2 protein-coding genes are annotated in these 1,737 nt (G+C 63.0%); both read right to left on the reverse strand.

Annotated features, from left to right (window positions below; all coding sequences use genetic code 11):
• Window positions 1-750, reverse strand: a 750-nt coding sequence (locus tag Q2941_RS51525) for a substrate-binding domain-containing protein (protein WP_458197527.1), incomplete at its 3' end; no start/stop codon positions are given.
• A 99-nt stretch (window positions 751-849) separates the two neighbouring features.
• On the reverse strand, window positions 850-1,737 hold an 888-nt coding region (locus Q2941_RS51530; RefSeq protein ID WP_458197528.1), incomplete at its 5' end, for an ABC transporter permease.

Raw genomic sequence — 1,737 nt, forward strand, 5'->3', positions numbered from 1 at the left:
ATGTGTATAAGAGACAGAGGCGGCACCATGCTTTTGCAGGAGCGAGGTGGTCAGCTGCGGCATGCGCGTCGAGGTCTCGGCGATTGGCGTATCGACCCATTCGAGAACCTTGCCGCCGAGCGCTTCGATGACTTCCTTCATCTTCTTGGCCTTGGCAATTGCGATCTCGTAGGTCGAGTCGGTGAAGATGATCACACCCGGCTTGCCGTTGGCGTCGACGAAGCTCCAGTTGGCCGCGGCAGTGGAGACGGCCATCGGATCGGTCGTCACATTGGCGAAGACACCGGCTTCGGGTACTGGGCCGATGACGGGAGCGGCGTGCCAGGAGACCATCGGGATCTTGGCGGCCTTGGCTGCCTCCATGCCCGGCTTCTGCTCGATCGCGTCGAAGCCGCAGATGACGAGGCCATCGGGCTTCAGCGTCATGGCCTGGCCGAAGGCGGCGGTGCGGCCGGAGACCGATCCGGCACCGTCGAGCGTGCGCACGGTCCAACCGGCTGCCTTGGCAGCTTCTTCGATGCCCTTGGTGACACCGAGAACGCCGCCGTTCTTCATGTCCGAGGCAAGCACAACGATGGTCTTGCTCTTGGCAATCTTCGGACCGGAGGTCGGGCCGTCCCACTTGTCAACTTTGGACGCATACTTGTCGACGAAGGTTTTCGCGTCCGCGAGCGGGTCGGCGTGGACGGAAGCAAGACCGAATGCTAGCCCGGCGACGACAGCGCCGGTTCGGAGGATCGAATGCAACATAGAGCGTTCTCCTTGGTGTGATTGTCGTTCCGGTTTCTCGCCGGACGTTTCGTTGTTGTCGGCTTGTCGCCGATCACGAAATCCATGGCTGGTCGTGCCTCAGGCCTTGCGGTCAGGTGCTCCGGCCGGCAGCTTGGCAACGGCGCCGCGCTTTCTCTGCGCGTAGCCGGCCATGCCGATCGCGGCGAGCAGCGTGAGGCCGTTGAAGAGCGGCTCGACCCAGAAAGAACCGCCGAATTGCTGGATACCGGCGATGCCGACCGCGAGCACGGCGACGCCGATCATGGTGCCCCAGACGTTGACGCGACCGGGCTTGATCGTGGTCGAACCGAGAAAGGCGCCGACGAGAGCGGGCAGGAGATATTCAAGGCCGACACTCGCCTGGCCGATGCGCAGCTTTGAGGCGAGCAGAACGCCAGTGACAGCGGTCAGCACGCCGGAGGCCATGAACGCGCCGACAGTGAACCGCTGTACGGGAATGCCGTTGAGTGCAGCCGTCTTGGGGTTGGCGCCAATGGCGTAGATGTAGCGCCCGATTGGCAGATATTCGAACATGAGCCACATCGCCACCGCGAGGACGAGCACGTAGAAGCCCGTGATCGGCAGACCAAAAACCATCGTCCCGTTGAGGGCGAGGAAGCCTTCCGGCAGGAGTGCGACGACCTGCCGGCCGCCGGTGTGCCAAAGCGCCAGTGCATAGAGCACCGTACCGGTGCCGAGTGTTGCGATGAAGCTGTCGATGCGCGCGACCTCGACCAAGAGGCCATTGAGAAGACCGGTGAAGGCGCCGAGGCAGATGACGACGAGGACTGCGGCCGGCCACGGCAAGCCAAGGGCGGTTTGCAGGCTGATCACCAGGATGTGCCAGAGCACGATGCCATAGCCGACCGTAAGGTCGATCTTGCCCGCAGCCATGGGGATCATCGCTGCAAGGGACTTGTCGGAAATGATCGAGCGCAGGTTGAGGAGCGTTGGAAACGTGTTGGG

This window comes from Bradyrhizobium sp. UFLA05-153, from assembly GCF_054185185.1.